Consider the following 18,486-nt stretch of genomic DNA (forward strand, 5'->3'; position numbering starts at 1 on the left):
GAGAGAAACTCACATCACTGTAGACCGTAGCTCCAGTAGCCTTGATGCCGAGTAGGGGTTAGGGCTTGGGAGGTTTATCGCTCAACACGCGGGAAGGAACCCAACCAGTACCCACCTTGGCAACCACCTGGGTCCATGAACCCTTCGAACCCAACACATGGACACGCTCACCAGCCGGAACCGTCCCAATCCGACGCGTCTTCGACGACGTACCAGCACGCATCGGACCAGACGAGGTCACATACTGATATGTCTTCACAGAGGATTCAAATTTGGAAACTTTGGAAGACGCATTGGACCGGATGCTGGGCAGTAGCGCATTCAGGCGGGCCCCGGGGCATGCAGTAGCGTTGGTATGGCGGTGGCCAAGAATGACGGGCGACGAAACGTGAGTACCGCTCTTATAACGCGCGGTCGAGCCCGGAGAAGCGCGCGAGACAAGTGTTGTTTTCCCTTGCGGGTTGAGATCGTACTGGTGCGCCTTCCACGCCAGAACCCGTGTCAGCGAGTTCACCATAGCTGTCGGCGGAGTAGCTGCCTCGAAGTTCCCGATGGCACTGACACCAATAGTGTCTGTGTTGAATCCTCCGGCCTGTGCTCCTATCGGCAAAGAATCCATCGACCCCTTGCGGCCTTCGTAGATCGTTCCATACCGATCGACGAGGAAGTGATATCCGATGTCTCCCCAGTCCAGCGTCCGGGCATGGTAGCTATAGATACCGCGAACTTGCGCATAAGCTTGTGACCGCGAGTAGTTGTTGGTCCCCGCTGTGTGGTGGACGTACATCGCTTTGAGCGTGCTGGATTGCTTGCTGGGAGACGCCCAGGATTCGTTGGCACCCCACTGTGACCTTCGGACGATCGTTGGTCGACCTACGCTAGGGTTCTTCTTGCTGGTGGAAACATGGCTGGCGGTGTTGGCAACCACAGCGCCATCATTATCCGAAACACCGGGGTCGATCAGCGTAATCTCCAGGCCCGACGGAACCTCACCTGATTCGGTGTTGACCCGGACCTGCACGGCGTCTGCTTCCGTGGTCGCAAGTGGCTCTGTACCGATAACATCGCCCTCGGCCATTTCGTCATCGATGATCTCCAGTGATTCCCACTGAGACCAACCATCCTGCTCCCGAACGCGGATCGAAACATTAGTGACGATTTCAGAAGTGGATCGATGCCAGGTCACACCGGCAATCACGAAATCAATGGATTCCAGGGGAACAGTCAGCGCAGACAGCTCGCCTTCGTCGCTCTCCCCATCCAGAGCAGACTTGCTCAGATGGTCTTCTTCACGATCAGTCGCCGGTTCCGACCCTTCCGCTGCATCGGTAACCGTTTGCCTGTTTTCTTGGTCTGCTACAGTCTCATCGTCCTCAACAGCGTTCTCGCTCGGGTCAGCATCGACCGGTTCGGGTTCCGCCAGTTCAGACTCGGTGGATTCCGAGTCGGTGGGTGCAGACTCACTCAGGGCAGACTCAGTTGGATCCTCCGAAACCTCGTTCGTCGCCGGGCTATCCCCCTCTTCATGGGCTTCTGCGTTCAGGGGCTCGGGCGAGGTCTCGGCTTCGATCTCTTCGCCCTCGGGAAGGGCTTCCTGAGAGACACCATCGATAGAAAATACCTGGCTATCTTCACTGCGCACCTCCGCCTCAGGAAGGTCAGCCTCTGCAGGTCCTTCGGCGGTTTCGGCAGGCTCGTCGACTGTAGCATTTTGGCTGTGAACCGCAACAGAAACGGTGTCGGCTACTGCTGGGCTGACGGTGGAGACACCGAGAGTAAGAAGAACGAATGAAACGGTGAGCTTTTTTCGCAAAGTGAAGCCAGGCATAAGGGGCCTATCCAAGGGGTGTGAGAGACATGTGAAGACAGTGAGACAGAAGTGTCTAATTAGACAACCATCATGCTACCACAGGGTAACAATCTCAAAGCCGATCGCCTTGCATTAAGAGCGATGTGACCCCCAGACAGCTGAAGCCCTCCACCGAGACAGAAGCGAGCCGGTTCACCAATCGCTCCTGGCCGGGAAGAGGCTTCAATCGTTGCCATGTCACTGAATCAGGTCACAGCACTGAGGCACGTCGATAAGACGCCACCTGCCCGGCTGGTCTGAGTCAGTGCCACGGAGGTTACTCTGCTATCAGCGCGTCAACGAAACCGTGTGTGTCGAACGGGGCCAAGTCGTCGGCACCCTCGCCCAGGCCAATCAGCTTGACGGGAACACCCAGCTGACGCTGGATTGCGACCACGATGCCTCCCTTAGCAGATCCGTCGAGCTTGGTCAGCACAATACCTGTAACGTTGACGGCTTCGGTAAAGACCTTTGCCTGGGTCAGGCCATTCTGTCCCGTTGTGGCATCGATAACAAGCAGGACCTCGCGGACCGGCGCTTGTTTCTCAGAAACACGCTTAATCTTGCCGAGCTCGTCCATGAGGTTACCCTTGTTCTGCAGACGTCCTGCGGTATCAACGATCACGGTATCGACTTCAGATTCGATGCCCTTCTGCACGGCGTCGAAAGCGACTGAGGCTGGGTCGGTTCCTTCTGCCTCGGAACGTACCGTCTCAACCCCAACGCGGGACCCCCACGTCGCCAGCTGTTCGGCGGCAGCTGCACGGAATGTATCAGCTGCACCAAAGAGCACCGAATGATCTTCAGCCACGAGAACGCGACCAATTTTACCGACAGTGGTGGTCTTGCCCACTCCGTTGACGCCCACCACCATCACAACGGAGGGAAGGCCTTCTTGACGCGATACGGCCAGACGACGATCCATCGTCGGGTCTACCAAGTTAATGAGTTCTTCGCGGAGCATCTCACGGACTTGCTCGGTGTCTTTCGTGCCCTCAACGGTGACTCGTTCACGGAGCTTATCGACAAGTTCCAGTGCGGGACCGGAACCAAGGTCTGCGGTCAACAGAGTCTCTTCGATTTCATCCCACACATCGTCATCAATGTCGTCCTGGGACAGAAGGGCTAGCAACCCTTTGGAAAAGATGTTGTTGGATTTCACGAGACGCGCACGCAGGCGCCCCAAACGGGTCTTGGCTGCTTCTGGTTTCTCCAGCTCGGGAGCAACCGGCTCCTCGATGACAGTCTCAAGCTCTTGGACTTCGGTCTCAGCCTGAGCTTCCTCCGATGGAGGCAGAACCGGTGTCTCATCTGGGACGGCAGTTTCTGCAACATCCTCCGGAGATGGAGCAACTTCCTCCGGAGTTGCGGTGGTTGTATACACCACCTTCGTTTCATCAGGTCGATCCGAGACAAACGTCGACACCAGACCGACTAAGACGGGCAGAACAACGGCGCTGATAATAAGGATTTCCACCTCTTCAGTCTTTCATATTCTCCGGGTTCTTGCCGAGCCAGTTTCAGCCCGTTGCTAAGAGCACACTGAGGACAATCCGGGCTTCGTGATTGAATCGAATATATGCCCCAAGATCGCGATGTCCCGAAAATTCCAGCAGAGCTAAAAGTCCTCATTACGGCGACCTTCCTCATCGCGATCGGTTTTGGCATCGTTGCCCCGATTCTTCCTTTGTACGCCGAGTCATTTGGTGTCGGGGCATTTGCGGTCTCAGCAGTGGTGTCCTCGTTCGGTTTAGCTCGCTTACTCTTCGCCCCCGTCTCCGGCCGAGTCACCAGTAAGTTTGGCGAACCCTATGTCTACACCACCGGTGTCACCATTGTGGCGCTGTCCATGTTCTTGGTGGCCCTTGCACAGACGTACCCACAACTTCTCGTCTTCCGTGGAATGGGTGGCATCGGTTCCACCCTCTTCACGGTTTCTGCGATGTCTTATCTTGCACGCAAATCTCCCCCAACGATCCGCGGACGCATCTCTGGCGCCTATGCGTCATCGTTCTTGTTAGGCAATATTTTTGGCCCCATCGTCGGTGGCGCGCTCGTGGGCTTGGGACCGCGTGCTCCCTTTGTCATTTATGGGTGCTCCCTATTAGTTGCCGCCGCGGTCGTCTTGTTCACGCTCACCGGCGTAGGTCGTAGCAAAACGCACCGACCGGCACCAGATGACCGACCGGCGATGAAGCTCAGGCAGGCACTGAGCAATAGTTCTTATCGGGCAACGCTGACATCATTTTTTGCCAATGGCTGGGCTGCGTTCGGGGTGCGAAACTCCGTGACTCCCCTCTTTGCGGCCTCGGCCTTCGCGGGAATGACCTTCTTCCTCGACGGTCCGCAAACCGCGGCGGTCGGGTTGTCGTTATTTGCCGTGGGCAACGTAATTGCTGTGACCTTCTCGTCGAGGCTCTCCGACCGGATTGGGCGTAAGCCTCTGATTGTCTCCGGATTATTCATCGCTGGCGTGACAACTGGCGTGCTCGGCGTGTTCGTTAACCCTTGGTTATTCTTAGCCCTCAATACCATCGCAGGCGCCGGAACGGGACTGCTCAACGCTCCACAGCAAGCTGCGATTATTGACATCGTGGGACAAGATAAGAAGGCCGGAACCGTCATGTCGACAGCACAAATGGCCTCCGATGTCGGCGGTATTGCGGGGCCATTATTGGTCGGCCTGTTGGTCGATGTCACGGGCTATGCCTTGGGCTTTGGCCTCACCGGAATCATCTTGGTCACTGCAGCCCTGGTCTGGACGATCGCTCCGGAAACCAACGTCCCCGTCACTCCTGGGGGACCGAGGACCGGGTCATTGCCGAAAATTGAGCCGGCTCAATCGGAGGCCACAACTAATTTTCGTCATGACTCAGACGCTGGCTGATCACCTGGGATACTCCATCTCCACGCATGGACACACCATAGAGCGCATCGGCGATGTTCATCGTGCGCTGTTGGTGGGTGATAATAATCAGCTGCGAGTCCCGTTGGAGTTCTTTGAAGATCGTCAGCAACCGGGAAAGATTAGCGTCATCCAGCGCAGCTTCTACCTCATCCATCACATAAAAGGGTGAAGGCCGGGCTTTAAAGATCGACACCAGTAGCGCAACGGCGGCTAGCGACCGCTCGCCTCCAGAGAGTAACGATAGCCTCGTGACTTTTTTACCGGCCGGACGGGCATGGACTTCAATGCCCGTTTCCAACATGTTCTCCGGATCGGTCAGGACGAGCGCTCCTTCACCTCCGGGAAAAAGCGTGGAGAAAACATGCTCAAACTGAGCGGAGGTATCCTCGAAGGCTTCTCGAAAGACCCTGAGCACCGTCGCATCGACATCCTCAATAATCTGCAACAGGTCCCTGCGAGAATTCTCTAGGTCCTCCAACTGTTCACTGAGGTATTGGTGTCGTTCCTGCACCGCCGAGTACTCTTCCAAAGCCAGCGGATTGACTTTGCCGAGCGCGCGCAATTCACGCTCGGCCTTCTTCAAGCGTTTCTCCTGTTCGTCTCGACGGTAAGCAGTCGACGATACAGCCTCGTCCTGATCTTGCTGGCCCTCGTTAAATTCGGGGATTGGTTGGTCGGTCCCAAAATTCGCGACCAGATAGTCGTGGGTGTACCCCAAAGTGTCCAGACTTTTTTGTTTGAGTTGCTCGAGCTTAATTTCTTGCTCCTGGCGGGCAAGCTGACGAGCGTGGGTACGTTCTTTGAGTTTCTCTAGATCAGATTGAGCCTGCTGGCGTCGGTGAACCAGAGCTTCCCGACGTTGCTGAGTTTTTTCACGAGTGGCCGCGAACTCTTGCTCATCAACCTCAGCACGACGAACCGAACTACCGATCTTTTCCAGAACTGTATTTACGGCCACGTGGACCTGTTCGAGGTGAGAGACTCGGTGTCGTTGCTGGTGTAGCGCGCGGGAATACTCTTGTTCTGCCAGGTGAGCAGCAGATAGCCTCCGCCGGGCTTGTTCCACGCGTTGTTGTGCCTGTTGTTCAGTCGACTCCTGAGTTCGCAACGCCAGCCGCGCATCCGTTTCAGCCCGTCGAGCTTCGACGGCGCGAGCCTCTGCACGCTCGGCTTCTTGTTCGCTCGGCGAATCTTCCGAGGTGTGCTGTTGCGACGCTACCCGCTCGGCAGCCACGGCTGTATCGTAAGCCTCCTGGTATCCTGTCACACGGTTCTGAGCCGCCTGAAGGTGATCGGCAAGCTCCTCCAATTGTTGCTCTGAACGCTCGCTATTCTGCAGGGTTTGGGCCAAGCTATTCTTCGTCGCTGCCTGTCGCTCCAGGTAGGTCGTCTCTCGCCGTCGAGCTTCATCTACCCTCTCGCGGATCTCGTCATGAGTTTGCTGCGAGGTGCGTACTTCCTGTCTCATACCCTCAATGTGTTGCTGTTGAGTCGAGATCTCCGTGTCAAGCCGATCTCGGGTCTTTTCGGCATCATCAAGCGACCCGCGAGCTTCGACATGGCTACTCCCGCCGGCTCCGTGAACCTGGACCCACAGATGCGTCATGAGGTGTCCATTCCGGGTAGCGATCACCACATGGGCATTATCGAGGTCGGTCTCCTCGAAGCGTTGTATAGCGCGTTCGGCTTCCTCGAGGTCTTCGCACAGCACGACGTGTCCGAACAGCTCTTGCAATGTCGCGGTCACGGCAGAATTCGCGTCTGGCTCACGCGCGAAGACGTGGTCTACCGCAGTAACAAGCCCATCAGGGAGTTGTTGCCGCTTCACGTAACTCTCCCCTTCAGAGGTGGGAGTGTAAATCCGCGTGGTCTCAACCTCGCCGTGTTGCAATAAGTCCACAGCAGCCTTGGCGGTTTGCGAGTCATCCGCCCAAAGCTGTTCAACCGCCACCGGTAGCACGGCCGCAACGGCGCGTTCCCACCCAGCTGAGACCACAAATTGAGAACTCAATTCTTCGACAGCCAGATCCATTAAAGACGCCCGAGCCGAGCCCTTGTGTGGTTCCAACGAATCCTTGAGGACCTCGATCCGTGCCTGGATAGCGCTATATTCACGATTCTGCGCGGCCAAGTGTGCCATCAGGTCATCCAGTTGGCCACGCTTCTGGGACAGTTTCCGGTCCGCCTCGTCAAGCTGGCCTTCGATCTGTGCACGTTGCCGTGCTGCCTCATCGGCCTGCGTTTGGTATGCGGAAAGTGAGTTTTGTAGCTCACGAAGACTGTCTTGACGGTACTCTGATTCTTCAGTCACGTGCCTGCGCTGGGCTTTCACTGCTTCCAGTTCAGCGATGGCCGAGGCGAGCTTTGCTTCTGCTGTGGCAATGGCGCGGTGACGTTGGGCCTCTTCTTGCAGTGAGTCCGTATATGCTCGCGAAGCGATTCTTGCTACGCGCTCGGCATCGTCCTTTTCCTGGATGGCCCGCGCCAGGGCCTTGTCGGTTTCTGCTCTGGTATCGCAGATTTGCCGATATTCTTCGGCGGCTTGATCAAGCTGGGCTTGCGCTTGCTCGGCGGTGATGGTCGTGGTTTTCGTGATCGGTGCCGACGCGGTCCGCAGCCGTTCGTCGGTCACCGACAGCAACGACCGATACCGTTCCTGCAAACCACTGAGCCCGTACCGGTGTTCACGAGCGACGGTGGCCGCCTGCGTAATGTCGTCGAGTTCTTGGTCCAGCGCGTCCATTTGTTCAGAGACCTGAGTGATGTTCTGGCGAGCCGCGACGAGCTCTTCGTCGTTGCCCCGATCTTGTTCCACCAGATCTGCCACCACCCGCAGTTGCTGCTCCACGTCGTCGGCCAGCAGTCTGGCACGGGCATCTCGGACATCGTATTGGATGCGCTGGGCTTTGCGTGCCGTGTCGGCTTGACGCGAGAGTGGTCCTAGCTGGCGACGGACTTCTTCAGTGAGGTCTCTGACTCGGTCCAGGTTCCCACGCATCGCATCGAGTTTGCGAACCGACCGTTCTTTCCGGCGACGATGCTTCAGAATTCCGGCGGCTTCTTCAATGAACCCCCGTCGCTCCTCCGGTGTGGCATGGAAAATGCGGTCGAGTTGCCCCTGACCGACGATGACATGCATTTCTCGACCGAGCCCCGAGTCACTGAGAAGCTCCTGGATATCGAGCAGTCGGGCCGGTGACCCATTGATTTGGTACTCGGATCCGCCGGCTCGAAACAGGGTGCGGGAAATGGCCACTTCGGAGTATTCAATCGGGAGGGCACCATCAGAATTATCGATGGTCAGGGTCACCTGTGCCCGCCCCAAAGCCTGGCGACCTGAGGTGCCTGCGAAGATGACGTCCTCCATCTTGCCACCGCGCAGGTTCTTCACACCCTGCTCGCCCATCACCCAGGCCAGTGCATCGACAACATTTGATTTCCCCGACCCATTGGGGCCGACGACGGCGGTGATCCCAGGTTCAAATTCGAAAGTAGTTTTGGAAGCGAAGGACTTAAACCCTCGAACCTCGAGCTTTTTCAGATACATTTACACGTCACACCGGACGGCAAATAAGCCCTTATTCACCGAGTCCGTCGTCAAATTGTGGTAAACGAGAGCCCACGCCGAGTAGCTCTGCAATCGCCGAGACAGAACGCGGTGCGGCCCGGCCGTCACCATAGGGGTTTACCGCATTGGCCATCTTGGCGTATGCCTCGTCATTTGTGAGCAACTCGGAGACTTCCTCGACAACGCGCTCTTCGGCGGTACCAATCAGTCGGACGGTTCCGGCGGTCACCGCTTCGGGACGCTCGGTGTTCTCGCGCATCACGAGCACCGGTTTGCCCAGACCTGGTGCTTCTTCCTGAACGCCACCGGAGTCGGTGAGGACGACGGTGCTGAGGTTCATCAAGTGGGTAAATTCCCCGTATGCCAACGGCTCGGTGACGATGACATTTTCTTTGCCTTCCAGGAACGGCAGAATTGCCTCACGCACTACAGGGTTCTTATGGGCTGGCAAAACAATGGTCGCGTCCGGGTGTGAGTCCGACAGTCGTGCCAATGCTCGGCCGACACCGCGCATCGCATCACCCTGATTCTCACGGCGATGAGTCGTCACCAACACAACCTTGCGACCCTGACCTACCTCATCGACGAGTCCTTGCAGGGCGGGTTCACTAAACGGCACGCGCTGGTCGACGACTTCAAGCAGAGCATCGATGACCGTGTTACCGGTGACGTAAATATCGTCAGGGTTAACTGCCTCGCGGATGAGGTTGTCGCGACTGACCGAGGTCGGTGCTAAGTGGAGAGAAGAAATCTGGGAGGTAATCTTCCGGTTCGCTTCTTCCGGGAACGGGGAGAAGATATTGAAGCTACGGAGCCCGGCTTCGGCATGAACCACTGGCACACCACGGTTGAAGGCGGCAATGGCGCCAGCTGTGGAAGTCGACGTGTCACCTTGGACCACCACGGCATCGGGTTTCTCTTCATCCATGATCGCGTCGAGACCATTGATGGTTTTCGCCATCACCATGTTCAGGGTCTGGCGGGGCTGGATGATATTGAGGTCGTGGTCGGGAGTGATTCCGAAAAGCTCATTCACCTGGTCCAACATTTCCCGGTGTTGTCCAGTGACGGTCACCACACACTCGAATTGATCCGACTCCTGAAGAGCTTTCACAATCGGGGCCATCTTAATCGCTTCGGGGCGGGTGCCGTAGACCGGCATGATTTTCATTATGTCTCTACTCCTACATCACTACGACACAACGACCTCACGCGTCAGTGAGCCGGTGATTTCATTTTAGTATGCCGAGACAACCCTACACAGCTACCACCCTAATCAGCACATTTTCGTTGGGAGGGCCGAGATAAACATATGACCTTTCTCGATATCCTTTCCTTAGTACCCGCATGACTGCACTGTGATCACTGTGATCGCCGACATTCCCCGGGCTAGATACTGATCGCGCTGGTGCTCGGTACCTTTATCACGTTTTGCGGGCTGTCCTTTCTTCTGATGAACGTGAGAACTGTATATCTCCCCGATTCCTCAACGCCAGTAAAAGCGTACCGAGGAGTGTCTTGGTACCAAACTTCGGAGATTTCTGTCCCATCGCGATACAGGTAGAAAGCCCATTCATACTCACTCGGTTCGACACTGGCGAAATCGTTAGCCACAAGTATTCGCCCATGGATACGTTGCACGGTTGTCACTGAACTAGTGGGATCAGGATAAGACAGTGCGGCCGATGATTCACGCAGATCTGTAATCAGCCGAACCTTGGTTCGTGGAGCGGTTTCGTCCGCAGAAAGTCCTGGAACCGATAGGGTCTTCAGTGAGGCGATCTCGGGTGGGGGTGGCGTCACGACATCCAAGGCCGAGGCGACTTTTCCGAGAATGGTTGATCTGTTCAGTATACCCTGCTCCATCGTCCTTAATACTGCTTCATGTTGTTGTTGCAGAGGCTCTTGAAACTGCTCTGGAGCGTGTCCAACGATCGTCGCGAACCCTTCACGGATGAAGAGATCTCCAGCTCGCTGAGCGTTGAATGTGAAGCGCTGCGCGTCTGCCTCATCGCGTCGAATCTGTACGGTTTTGCCACTATCCGCTACATCATACGATTCGCGCCATGAGTCGTCGTCCGGCACCTTTTTCAGCTCTGCAGTGGTGAGACGGCTTGTCCACTGATCACTGTCGAAAGGGTACTTCAGCAACTGGGGCGCCGAAGCCTGGAATATGTCTTTGACCAGCTTGCCTTGGGTTCTTTCGTGGAATTCAGCGAGTCGCGACGCTTGCAAAAAGTAAGGATTAGCCAGTGGAAACAAGGGGACTTCGCGCTTGTCTAAAGCCTGTCGCGTGATACCGAAATGGTACCTATTCCTAGTCCGAAAGTAGTATCCGTCGAGGCGTTGGAACAGGTCGGATCCCCTAGAGCGTTTAAAGGTTCTTTCGAAATGCTCAGCAACTAATGGTTTGAAGTGCTTATTCGCAAGCCGGGGGTAGCTGTGCGCTTGGAGAAAAAAGTTGAAGACCCGCGGGTCCGACATCGATACGCCCTTTCCAAGTTCCCGGAAAACACGGTTAGCCAGACCTTCAGCAGACCCCGGGACGCGAAGTAGCTCTCCTCCACCTCCGCGGATCGTCATCTGGGGAATGGCGTATTCTCCTGAAAAATCGGACAGAAACATCTCGTAGTTGCGATTCGAATCGCGTATTTGATGGGTGAAGACACGCTCACTGAACAATAAGGATAAACCGCACTGTTCAGTAGGGCCCCACCACTCCATGCCGTGATCAGCGCGAATCGCATTGGCGAGCTGAATATCTCGCCCGTAAACCTTACGTTTCTTACCCTCATATCTTCGTGGGTCAAACGTCAAGACCTTGAAGTCTTGATGAGCACCAGTCAGTGTCAGGAGCGCTAGAGCGAGCCGGGAGTCAACGCCTCCGGAAAGGGTGATAACTTTCCGAGCGGACAACGAATTCACTGCAGTCGTCAAGGACTCTCTGGCTAGCTCTATGCCTAACGACACGGCGTCGGTGTAGTCATTGATTGTCTCAGAGCCCCCCAGTGTAACCCGCGGACGGATGGTCGCTTGGCGACCGGTAATCTCGAGGACGCAATCTGGCTCGAGAATATGTATTTGTTCTGCCATGGTCGTCGAGTCACTCATCCCCTCGGCAGTCCGGCCACGACTAGTTAGAGCGGCAACGTATGTACTGAGATTCAGATGAACCGAAACACCGGACTCTCGAAGAGCAACCGCAACGGCGATAAAGCTATCCGACAAGACCACCCCACGCCTAGGGATAATTGCATAAAAGACTGGTCCAAATCCGAAGCGATCGGCAAAAACAAGGTGTTTCACTCCTGACAACAGGTGTCGAGAACTAGCTATGGCTAGCCATTCCCCAGGAGCATCACGCAAGTCGGCAATCGTGAGATTCTCGGGGTGAGCGAACCCAAATTCTCCCCGGCAAAGCTGTTTGCCTGTCAAAGCAAGTCCACCGAACTCCGCAACCTTCGTATTTGGCTTCCACTTACCCGGGACCGCACTTTCTTCGATGGTCCGAGCTCGGGTATCAATCAGCACAGCGCGAACGACGGATGAGGACTGAGAATTCATGGTTGCCTTCTGAACGACAGCTCGGGGGTATATCGACTGGGCACAACCATCTGTGGCCGTAGCTTCACTCAATGGCTGGTTTGACCCGGCATCCCTACAAAACTATCAGCTTCGGCGAATACCTCAGCTTATCTGCACGGGTGATCCTCGTTCTGCCATTTACCTCCCAGTTCGGACGACCCTCCTAGCATCTGGCAAGATCGTTTCGCCGTGGCGATACAATGTAGTCTCAATGTGAAGGTGCAGATTCCCTGCAACGGCACAAAGAAGACCTCTTGATGCCGTTGTATGTGGAGGAGCAGGAAAGGCTGTAGCGAGAAGTATGGCGTCTACCAACGACAAGGAAGCGGGTCATCCACAAACCGCTGAGTTCGTTTCGGCCGTAAAAGATTCGTATCCAGGTGTAGACAAGCTCACTCCCATCGGAGGGCGTCCTGGAATCGGAAAGTATATTCGTCAGCTATGGCAACGGCGTCACTTCATTTGGCGTCAGTCGCGAGGCCGCGTTGTTACGGGCAACGACGACGCCAAGCTGGGGCCACTTTGGTTGGTTCTTCGCCCAACTCTCGACGCAGCTTTCTACTGGATTATCTTCGGGCTGTTGTTGCAATTCGATCGGGGCATGGACAACTTTGTGGCCTTTGTCATTATTGGTGTCTTCATGTTCCAGATGACCAGTAGTGCCTTGGGAACCGGTAGCAAGGTGATCGCGTCGTCTCGCTCACTGATACGGGCTTTCAAGTTCCCGCGGATGGCGCTGCCTTTAGGAGAGGCTCTCTACGATTTGTTGCAAAGAGGCCCGGCCTTTTTGATGATGTTCTTGATCATCATGGCTATCCCTCCCCACGAACTTCCAGAGTGGAGTTGGCTCCTCTTCCCCATCATTCTGCTCATTCACGTCGTCCTAAATTTTGGCATCACGCTACTTGTTGCTCGGCTGGCGGTCGTTTTCCCTGACCTGAGTAAGGTGATTCCTTTTCTAACTCGCCTGCTCATGTACGGCTCTGGAGTGATCTTTCCGATCACCCGGTTTACGACTAGATATCCAACGTTGGAAGCCATAATCGAGCTGAATCCGATCTACACCGTCTTACTGATGTACCGCGAAATACTCATTGATGGCACGGTGCCAGCAGTCGAGCATTGGTTGGTTCTCTGCGGTTGGGCCGTTGTGTTGTTTGTCGCTGGGTTTCTAGTGTTTTGGCAAGGAGAGGAATCTTATGGTCGCGAACGAAACGTCTAAGCCTAAGAACTCTCCCACCCCGGAACCGGACGAGAGCGAGGACACCATTTCACCAACCACGACAGAGCTCGGAGAGCTCACGATGCTCGCCACAGACATTGAGCTCACTTACCGCGTGCGGATTTTAGATGAAGGCAAAGAGCGCGGATTAATTCAGTCACGCGGCAAGAAGACATCGTTTCAGGCGCTGAAAGGGATCTCGCTGGCAGCGCGCGAAGGTGAATTCATTGGGCTCGTAGGGCGAAACGGGTCGGGTAAAAGTACCTTGCTCAGGGTTCTCGCCGGTGTCGAGACTCCGAACTCAGGCCAGGTCGTGGCACGCTCCACACCGCAGCTACTGGGTGTTGGCGCCGCACTCTTGCCGAACCTCACCGGTATCGACAATATTCGTATCGGACTATTGGCCATGGGACTCACACCGGCACAGGTCGAAGAGAAAGTGCCCGAGGTTGTCGAACTGGCAGACATTGGTGACTTCGTACGGATGCCGATGCGTACCTACTCGTCCGGTATGGGAGCTCGGCTCCGTTTCTCGATCTCTGTGTCGGCAGACCCGGATATCTTGATGATCGATGAGGCCCTTTCCACCGGTGACGATGCCTTCCGACAACGCTCGAATCAGGCCATGAAGGACTTGATCGCCCGCTCCGGTACGGGATTCCTCGTTAACCACTCGCCCTCTGCAATTCGTGAAATGTGTACTCGAGTCATCTGGCTCGATAAGGGTGCAGTTGTCGAAGATGGCGAACCTGACGAGGTGATGAAGCACTACAGCTATTTCATGAATGCGTTGCGGCGCCACGGCGAAAATGTCGCCCAGGGTGTGAAGGAAAAGCACATGCAGACATTCCAGGATCGGATTGACGACATTGTGGAAGACGGCCAGCCATCATAACGAGGCCATACCTCATGGCGTCCTGTCATCTTTAGCCTAAACGCACTTCTGCCCCTCCCAACGATGTACTGGGAGGGGCAGAGATATGCGGGACCTTACGGGTTTTAGCTCTCAATCAACCGCAAGATTTTTCCTGAGATGACTCCTGGACGGAAATGCTTATGCATATAGTCACGAACTGCATATGACTCGTCGAGCAGAGCCTGGGGATCTGCGGCCAGCGACCGAATTCGCTGGACAGCGCTGTCGATATCGTCAACAAGCCACCGTGTTCCATATACTTGCTCTGCTCCAGCCCAAGGTAGGATCACCGGAACACAGCCCGCAGCCCCTCCTTCAGCAACCACCTGATGAGTTCCTTCATGATCACTCGTCGACAGAATGAAACCGGGGACGGTGGTATACCATTCTGCAAGGTCAGGACTGTGGCCATCAAATACTACAGCGTCTTTTAACACCGGTGAGGATTCGATCCGCTCATAAACCCTCTGGAAGTACTCCTGTTCTGCGGGTCTATCCTGCAACCAGGGATACTCCGTATATTCTTTCCCTTTGACGATCAGCTTATACTCTTGGTCCTTAGATGCGAGTTGCTCGATGATGTCCAAAGCTCGATCGAACCGTTTGGACTGCGGAACAGACCCGACAAAGCCGATATTCTTCGGGTTAATCTCGCTTCTATAGGTGAGAAATCGGCCCATATCGAACGTATTGCCGATGACGAAGCTCTTAGACGTCGGAATACCATAGCGAACCTGCGCCCTGCGCATCCCTACCGGCGAGACGAAAATAAACGCATCAACATTTTTGAGGATTGCTTGGTCTAGAAACTTCGTTCTCAGTTCCTGGGCATGCACCCTCGTGATGAGTTTTTGTCCCGGAAGCTTATTCTGGCTGTACCACACCAGATTGCCCAGCGACCACTCACAAAAGATCACGTCAGCGCCATCGAGAAGACGTCGACTTTGTTGTTCATCATGGATGCTATGGCCACCCCATCGGTCAATTCGGACACGGTGGCCCGCCTTTTGGATACCATTCATGATCTCGATAAAGAACTTAAAATCGTGTCCAGCGATAAGGACGGTTTGCGAGCTCTCATCAGGACCAGCGAGGGAAACGTTCCTAGCAGAACTAGTAGTAACTGCTGTTTTCGTTGAGTCTACTTGCTCTTTTTTGTCTCTGACAATCTGCCATGCGAAAACGTCCTCGTCGTCGAGAGTAGGAGTTTCACCCTCTAAAATTTGCGCGTAAGTGTCGCGTTCGAAGAGAACAAGCCTACTGTTGATGGCTGCCGAACACGTGGCAACGGGGACAAATAGGTTTCCCGGCGACCAAGACACAGCCTGCTTTCCGACGGCCTTCCAATCGCCGAAGGTTAGGCCGTTGAGAAGGTCTTCCACATCGTTTCGGCTCAAGGTCCCGATGGAATTGGCCGCCTTAACGACATGTCGAATGTCGTACTCGCGCAATGCGTCCATCTTCGACTGTGCCGTGGGCGCTACAACGACTTGGCCAGCGACTTCTTGACCGTCGAATTCTTCGTCAAGCAAATACATGTCAGGACGTACTGACTGCTTCTCGAACTCGGGGATATCACTCGCCGAGCACTCCACGGCAAAGGGATGCAGCTTGGGAGCTCTTACGAGGAACCCAGCGACGCGCATCATGTACACCAAACGATGGGCGCACGTGTGGGCCTCGTAAACATGTCGCAAGGCCTTCCACAAATCCTTGTGCCGGGCTTCCTCGGACGATTTCCAGCGTTTCAAGACACTATTGGCTTCGTCGGGATTTTCAACGGTGGGGACTGTACCCGCGAAAGTTTCATCGACACCACGACCAGGCGAGCTAAGAACGCTTGACCCGGATGCAGTAATCTCCACAACTCGGCGCGAAAACATCGAGGGAGAATCCACAACAGAGTTCCCGTTGAGATGGATCGGGTGTGCTTTATAGGCCTGGCACATCTCGGGGTAGCTCAAACTCTGTCGAGCGTAGCGACGGAAGCGATCTGGAAGCCGATAGGGCGAATTCGGGTCGTTATGCACCCGCTCATAGATAGCCAGCCCGTACGGAGCTGATTCGTAGAAGAGAAAGTCAAGGCCCTGCTTTCGTGTGGCATATTTGTCGCCATAATACGTGCCACCGTAGGCAATGGTGTCTTCGCGTTCACGAGTGCTCGGCAACGGATTGTGCAGTATTGGTTGAGCTGCGAAAGGCGCCGACGCGACGGCCGAAATGCGGTTATCTGGTTCAGCGTTATAGTCGACAATCGTGCGCGCATCAGTAGTAAACACGTAGTCACACCGAGCAGCCGTACGCTTAAAGCGGTTGTAATGAACTGGATCTTCCTTATTCCAGAACATCACGGGAATGCCGTGTTCTTGGGCATGATCAATCAGGTTAGCAATTGGCGCGTGACTCGTGTCGTCGTAATATCCGATGATGCCTTCCCACGCTTTGTCGTTACCCTGCCAGGCAGACTCAATGAAGACAGCATCAATGTCGTTGTGAGCGAACTGTTCCCGCCAGTCATCGGGCGTGACCCGAATCGCTGTCAGCTCGGGTAGGAACGTCTCGGAGGTAAACGTATCACCAATGAAGGCAACGGTGTAGGAATCCAACGGCCGTTCAGAAGAGCTCTTCGCTAGTTGCGATTGACTTCTCAAAAGCTCTTGGAGCGCAGACCAGTAGATCTCACCTGTCTGCTTCCACGTGCGGTTTTCTCTTACCCAGCGACGAGCGCGTACACCGAGCTGGTCTCTAAGTTCCGGGTTTCGGATGAGCCGGTGCAACTGTTCCTTCAGTTCAGGGACACTATCCTTCGCGAAGCTCAAAGCCCGTGATTTATCTTCGTCTGTACCGTAGAAAGCTCTGTGTGGCGAGACATCAGACAACACCACCGAACGCCCCACGGCCATAGCTTCCAAAGGCTTGAGCGGAGAAACAAGCTCAGTGACTGGCAACGATTTCCGGGCTAGCGGGAAAATGTCGATGCTCGACAGATAAGTCGGCATGTTGGCATTCGGTATGCCCTCGAGGTACCTGGTGCGAGGTTCTAAACCAGCCTCGGATACACGTTTCTTGAGTTCGGGCAGATAAGATCCACCACCAATGACCAAGAAGTTGAATTCATCTCCCTCTTCTTGAATAGCGGAGAGTGCGTCAACCACCAGATCAAGCCCTTCGTACTCGGTGACGCTACCGGCGAAGCCAACAACAGGCAGTTCAGGCTGGGAGAATCCGAGCTTCTTGAGCAGTTGGAGATCTTTACCTTGAGGAAAGAACTTATCGATATCCACCGAGTTTGCAGCAACGGAAATGTTGTCCCCGTTGACTCCACGTTCGACAAGATCGTCTTTCATTTCTTCTGTGATGACCACGACGTGGTCAGCCTCGCTGGCAACTTGAAACTCAAGCCGGCGGTCAAGTGCGTACTTTTCAGATCCGGCCCACGCTGGGTTCTTAGACGCCGCTGTGACTTCCCAGAAGCCTCTCATTTCGTAGACAAAGGGCACCCCGAGTCGGCGTGCAGCCATCAGGGCCGGAAGCGCAGTGAGGTAATTTGACGCTGACACAATCACCTCAGGCTTGTCGATCATGGCCTCGCGTACGTAAGCGTCTGCGCTGACTTGCAAGAAAACGCCAATGTCGCCTTCCCAGCTTTTGAGTCCGGGGTTGTGAACATAATGGACACCATTGATCTGTTGCTGATAGCGACGCTTTTCTTGAGGAACTTTAAAGCCTGTCGACGGGCGCCTATCCCACGGTTTACCAGGCAGTGGGGCGACAATGACGTCAGCGCCTTGCAACTGGAGCCCCTGTGCAATCCCCTGGGTTCTGGTCGTGTAGCCATTGCTATTGGACACGGGCGAAATGCCAACCGCATAGAGAATCCGATTCTGAACCGGCAAATAATTGCACGTATAGTGCTTCTGAGGTAGCTCGACAGGCTTGTCAAGTAACTTATGCAAGGACCGAACACGCTGAACAAATTTTTTCTCTCCATCGCCCAGCACGGCGCTTTCTGGAACACTGTCGAGGATACTGTTCGCTTCAGAGATGTTCCCTTGGACGTTCAAGACCTTATTTGCATAGGGCAATGCGTTCTTCACCGTAGGCTTTTTCTGAAACCGGTCTCTCAGGCTTTCCAGGGATTCTTTCGAGGAGAGATTGCTGGCTGCTGTCGGCAATACCCTTCCTCGGACATCACCTGCGCGCCGAACAGAGTTTCTCGTCAAGCGCACGACCTTTGCATTAAGGCGCCGGAGGAACATAACCATCACGAATGCCAAGAGCGCCAATAGCCAGAATAGAGCAACAACCAAGATTGCCAGGTCTATAAAAAATGCCAAGACAGTTGCAGCAACCGCCACCAAACCAAAGAAACCAACAACAAGCTGTTGCTTACGACTAAACCGTCTGAACAAACCAAGCATAATAACTTTTCAGCTCT

9 protein-coding genes are annotated in these 18,486 nt (G+C 54.9%); 3 read left to right on the forward strand and 6 right to left on the reverse strand.

All coding sequences use genetic code 11. The annotated features are described in order from the left end of the window. Positions 1-58: 58 nt before the first annotated feature. Both DYI20_RS00460 and ftsY read right to left on the reverse strand, forming a co-directional pair. Positions 59-1,828 carry an N-acetylmuramoyl-L-alanine amidase gene (locus DYI20_RS00460; protein WP_122548677.1) on the reverse strand — a complete coding sequence of 590 codons (1,770 nt, stop codon included), beginning with the start codon at positions 1,826-1,828 and terminating at the stop codon, positions 59-61. Positions 1,829-2,126: 298 nt separating this feature from the next. Then, a complete protein-coding gene (ftsY, locus tag DYI20_RS00465; protein WP_244924635.1) occupies positions 2,127-3,326 on the reverse strand; it encodes a signal recognition particle-docking protein FtsY in 1,200 nt (399 codons plus the stop codon). A gap of 102 nt (positions 3,327-3,428) precedes the next feature. Here ftsY and DYI20_RS00470 point away from each other — a divergent pair, with 102 nt between their 5' ends. Further along, complete coding sequence (locus DYI20_RS00470) at positions 3,429-4,736, forward strand: MFS transporter (protein ID WP_122548678.1); 1,308 nt, start codon at positions 3,429-3,431, stop codon at positions 4,734-4,736. Here the strand turns inward: DYI20_RS00470 and smc are convergent. The 3 genes from smc to DYI20_RS00485 form a co-directional block, all read right to left on the reverse strand. Further along, positions 4,705-8,304 carry a chromosome segregation protein SMC gene (smc, locus tag DYI20_RS00475; RefSeq protein WP_122548679.1) on the reverse strand — a complete coding sequence of 1,200 codons (3,600 nt, stop codon included), beginning with the start codon at positions 8,302-8,304 and terminating at the stop codon, positions 4,705-4,707. The two genes, DYI20_RS00470 and smc, sit on opposite strands and share 32 nt — an antisense overlap. 31 nt (positions 8,305-8,335) lie before the next feature. Continuing rightward, positions 8,336-9,499: a non-hydrolyzing UDP-N-acetylglucosamine 2-epimerase gene (gene wecB, locus DYI20_RS00480; protein WP_122548680.1), complete on the reverse strand. Its 1,164-nt coding sequence runs from the start codon at positions 9,497-9,499 to the stop codon at positions 8,336-8,338. Positions 9,500-9,714: 215 nt separating this feature from the next. Then, positions 9,715-11,889, reverse strand: a complete 2,175-nt coding sequence (locus tag DYI20_RS00485; RefSeq protein ID WP_110100345.1) for a hypothetical protein — start codon at positions 11,887-11,889, stop codon at positions 9,715-9,717. 322 nt (positions 11,890-12,211) lie between these two features. On the opposite strand from DYI20_RS00485, the gene DYI20_RS00490 reads away from it, so the two are divergent. Next, the gene (locus tag DYI20_RS00490; RefSeq protein ID WP_110100344.1) at positions 12,212-13,132 is read left to right on the forward strand and encodes an ABC transporter permease; all 921 of its coding nucleotides are present in this window, start codon (positions 12,212-12,214) and stop codon (positions 13,130-13,132) included. Beyond that, positions 13,110-14,027, forward strand: a complete 918-nt coding sequence (locus DYI20_RS00495) for an ABC transporter ATP-binding protein (protein ID WP_110099472.1) — start codon at positions 13,110-13,112, stop codon at positions 14,025-14,027. Before DYI20_RS00490 ends, DYI20_RS00495 begins: the two co-directional genes overlap by 23 nt. 104 nt (positions 14,028-14,131) lie before the next feature. On the opposite strand, the gene DYI20_RS00500 is transcribed toward DYI20_RS00495, so the two are convergent. Next, the gene (locus DYI20_RS00500; RefSeq protein ID WP_110099471.1) at positions 14,132-18,469 is read right to left on the reverse strand and encodes a glycosyltransferase; all 4,338 of its coding nucleotides are present in this window, start codon (positions 18,467-18,469) and stop codon (positions 14,132-14,134) included. Positions 18,470-18,486: the final 17 nt, after the last annotated feature.

The sequence above is a fragment of the Auritidibacter ignavus genome, from assembly GCF_003703835.1.
Classification (GTDB): domain Bacteria; phylum Actinomycetota; class Actinomycetes; order Actinomycetales; family Micrococcaceae; genus Auritidibacter; species Auritidibacter ignavus.

Coding starts and splice junctions, on each gene's coding strand:
- DYI20_RS00500 (WP_110099471.1), bottom strand. CDS start 18,469: ATGCTTGGTTTGTTCAGACGGTTTAGTCGTAAGCAACAGCTTGTTGTT.
- DYI20_RS00460 (WP_122548677.1), bottom strand. CDS start 1,828: ATGCCTGGCTTCACTTTGCGAAAAAAGCTCACCGTTTCATTCGTTCTT.
- DYI20_RS00470 (WP_122548678.1), top strand. CDS start 3,429: ATGCCCCAAGATCGCGATGTCCCGAAAATTCCAGCAGAGCTAAAAGTC.
- DYI20_RS00490 (WP_110100344.1), top strand. CDS start 12,212: ATGGCGTCTACCAACGACAAGGAAGCGGGTCATCCACAAACCGCTGAG.
- DYI20_RS00485 (WP_110100345.1), bottom strand. CDS start 11,889: ATGAATTCTCAGTCCTCATCCGTCGTTCGCGCTGTGCTGATTGATACC.
- smc (WP_122548679.1), bottom strand. CDS start 8,304: ATGTATCTGAAAAAGCTCGAGGTTCGAGGGTTTAAGTCCTTCGCTTCC.
- DYI20_RS00495 (WP_110099472.1), top strand. CDS start 13,110: ATGGTCGCGAACGAAACGTCTAAGCCTAAGAACTCTCCCACCCCGGAA.